The sequence below is a fragment of the Nocardia sp. NPDC058497 genome, from assembly GCF_042720195.1.
GTDB lineage: Bacteria > Actinomycetota > Actinomycetes > Mycobacteriales > Mycobacteriaceae > Nocardia.
The window spans coordinates 1-2828 of record NZ_JBHXMY010000696.1 but is presented as its reverse complement, the minus strand read 5'-3'; the positions used below and the strand labels follow the sequence as shown (position 1 = coordinate 2828).

Annotated in this window: 3 protein-coding genes; 2 read left to right on the top strand and 1 reads right to left on the bottom strand. The window is 69.4% G+C overall.

Annotation, left to right across the window (positions count from 1 at the left end; translation table 11 throughout):
* Positions 1-142 precede the first annotated feature (142 nt).
* Positions 143-1969, top strand: a complete 1827-nt coding sequence (locus ACFWPJ_RS29660; protein ID WP_378856346.1) for a TerD family protein — start codon at positions 143-145, stop codon at positions 1967-1969.
* On the opposite strand, the gene ACFWPJ_RS29655 is transcribed toward ACFWPJ_RS29660, so the two are convergent.
* Complete coding sequence (locus ACFWPJ_RS29655; protein ID WP_378856344.1) at positions 1966-2256, bottom strand: hypothetical protein; 291 nt, start codon at positions 2254-2256, stop codon at positions 1966-1968. The genes ACFWPJ_RS29660 and ACFWPJ_RS29655 overlap by 4 nt on opposite strands.
* 205 nt (positions 2257-2461) lie before the next feature.
* On the opposite strand from ACFWPJ_RS29655, the gene ACFWPJ_RS29650 reads away from it, so the two are divergent.
* Positions 2462-2734: a hypothetical protein gene (locus ACFWPJ_RS29650; protein WP_378856342.1), complete on the top strand. Its 273-nt coding sequence runs from the start codon at positions 2462-2464 to the stop codon at positions 2732-2734.
* Positions 2735-2828: the final 94 nt, after the last annotated feature.

Sequence of the window (2828 nt, the reverse complement as noted above, 5' to 3'; positions counted from 1 at the left end):
CCCCTGCGCTCTCGCTCCTTCCGCCCCCCACCCCCACCCCCACCCCCCCCCCCCCCCCCCCGGGGACAGGAGGGGCCGCGACCTCGAGCGCGCCAGCGCTCCAATAAACACTGTCGGTGGGGCATGGCATCATGCGAGCACCATGGAACTACGCAAGGGCGCGCACGCGCCGGTCCCGACATCGCTTCTCGCCGTGGTTCTTTCATGGCGGTCGGCGCATGCCGTCGATGCGCACGCGCTGCTGGTCACCGAGTCGGGGCTGGTGCGCGGCGATCGGGATTTCGTGTTCTTCAACGCGCCGCGGCATGCCTCGCAGGCGGTGACGCTGGATCAGGAGCCCGCGCCGGGCACCGCGCGGTTGAGTGTGTCGCTGCCGCGGACCGAGGCCGAGGTGGCGCGCATCGTCGTCAGCGCGTCGCTCGACGAGGGCACCTTCGATCAGCTCACCGATCTCACGTTGACCGTGCACGCCGCCGACGGGCCGGTCGCCCAGTTCGTGCTGGACGGCATCGAGGACGTGCAGGCGATGATGTTCGGCGAGTTCTACCGGCGCGACGGGCAGTGGCGGTTCCGGGCGATCGGCCAGGGGTGGTCCGGGGGGCTGGCCGGGCTGGCCACCGAATTCGGGGTCACCGTGAACGAGCCGGCGGCCGGACAGCCCGGCGCCGAGCGATCGGGAGCCCCTGCGCGGTCGACTTCGGCAGCACGGCAGGCGTCGGCCCGCACCGCCGATCGTGCGGAGTTCGCCCGGGTACCGCACGGCGACGCGTCGGCCGCCCCCGAGCTCTCCGACTCCGATCACGACACCACCGCCGACCCCGGCACCCACGCACACACCGGGCGGTCGCCCTCGCGCCCACCTGCCCTCACCCGCCGCGTCATCGATGTCCCGCCGCCACCACCGCCGAACCCGGAACTGGCCGACTGGCATCCCGACCCGCAGGTCCCCGGGCAAGTGCGCTGGTGGGACGGCGACGAATGGACGACGAGCACCCGCCCGCACATCCAGGATCACCGTGTCCGCTGCCCCCGCTGCGGTAACCCGTTGCGCCGCAAGATCTTCGGTGGCCACGGCCACTGCCGGTCGTGCGCGGGCGAGGTCGAGGAATTCCTCACCCACTGGCGCAACCGTGCCCGGCGGGTGCTCACCGGTCCCGGCACCCTGTCCGAGGACTGGCTCGAGGTGTGGGCGGCCTTGCGCTACCAGCGCATCGACGAAGAGCGCGGACGCGCGGTGCTGGCCGAGGCCGGTCTGACCCAGGTGGAGCGGATGGTCGCGTTCGCCTTCGCCGACGGCGAGGTGTCCGCCGACGAGCTGGACGCGTTCGAGCACGTGGTGAGCGAATTGGCCCTGTCCGGCCCGATCGTCGAGGACCTGCGCCGCCGGATGCACCGCGGCCGCACCCTGTCCCGGCTACGCGCGGGCGAACTGCCCACCATCGACACTCCCGGCCTGCACCTCGACCCCGAGGAGCGGGTGCACCTCGACCTGCCCGCCGTGCACATCAGGATGCTCGCGCGCGGCCCGCGCAATACCGAGGGCCGGCTGATCGGCAGCTCCAAGAAGCTGCGTTTCGTCGGCGACGGCACCGGCATCGAACTGCCGTGGAACCGGGTGGTTTCCGTGCACCCCGAGCACGGCACCGTCGTGCTCGCTGCGACCTCGGCGCGCGGCGGGGCCACCTTCGGGGTCACCGATCCCGACTATGTGGCCGCCGCGCTGGAAGGCGCGCTGCGCGTGGCGAAACGCCTGGTCCTGACACCGGGCCAGCGCGACAGCCGCAGCATCCCGCAGGACGTGAAAGCCCAGGTGTGGCAGCGCGACGGTGGTCGCTGCGTCGAGTGCGGTGACGGCCACTACCTGGAGTTCGATCACATCATCCCGCTCAGCCGGGGCGGTGCGACGAGTGCGGCGAACCTGCAGATCCTGTGCCGGGCCTGCAACCGCGCCAAGGGCGCCCGGATCTAGCCGAGGATCGCGTTCATGATGGTGCCACCGCTGGTGGCCACCACGCCGCCGATCATCGCGCCCGCGATCATCTTCGGCGACTCCATGGCGCTACCGTTCCACTTCTCCCAGGCGAACTTTCCGCCCGCGACAGTGATGGCCAGCACACCGGACAGGATCATGAACCACGTCAGGTACTGGACCATTTGCATGATCTTGTCCGACAGCGGCGGCGCCTCGGGCGTAGGGTTGCTGACCTGCGCGAACGTTGTGACAGTCTCGGCCATCGACGTCAGAATGATGCTCATAGCCTGCTCCCCTTTTCGCGTGATGCGAACTGCGTTCCAGCACTGCCGTATTCGAACGAGTCCAGGATACGGGCGCGAACCCCCAGCACACCAACAAAACCGATCGGTTCGCTCCGGGTGGGCGACTGCGTCGCCCGATTCGACCGGATAACATCAGCGACAGCAGTTCATCGCCGTTCCCCCCGAGTACCGAGTGAGAGCAAACATGATTCTGGCCGCCGTCACCGATACCTTGGCGCAGTTCGGCAATCCGACTCCCGAAGCACCCCCGATGTCGGACAAGATCTTGCAGCTGGTGCGTTACTTCACCTGGTTCATCCTGCTGTCGGGCGTCATCGCCATCACCTACGCGGGCGGCAAGTTCGCCTGGGAGAAGTGGACCGGCGGCGGTCTCGAGTCCCCGAAGATGATCGCCGGCGCGATGATCGGCGGCGCGGTCGCCACCAGCGCGGGCACCATCATGAACGCCATGCTCTGATCCCTGTCCGCTCGGGAAGGTCCGGGCGATTCCCGGGCCACCTCGACCGGCAAGGCACCTGACGACCCGAGTTCTGTTGTTCAGCAAGAGAACC

What these genes read in the sequence shown, in the direction of transcription:
- ACFWPJ_RS29660 (WP_378856346.1), top strand. Translation starts at nt 143, where the DNA reads ATGGAACTACGCAAGGGCGCGCACGCGCCGGTCCCGACATCGCTTCTC.
- ACFWPJ_RS29650 (WP_378856342.1), top strand. Translation starts at nt 2,462, where the DNA reads ATGATTCTGGCCGCCGTCACCGATACCTTGGCGCAGTTCGGCAATCCG.
- ACFWPJ_RS29655 (WP_378856344.1), bottom strand. Translation starts at nt 2,256, where the DNA reads ATGAGCATCATTCTGACGTCGATGGCCGAGACTGTCACAACGTTCGCG.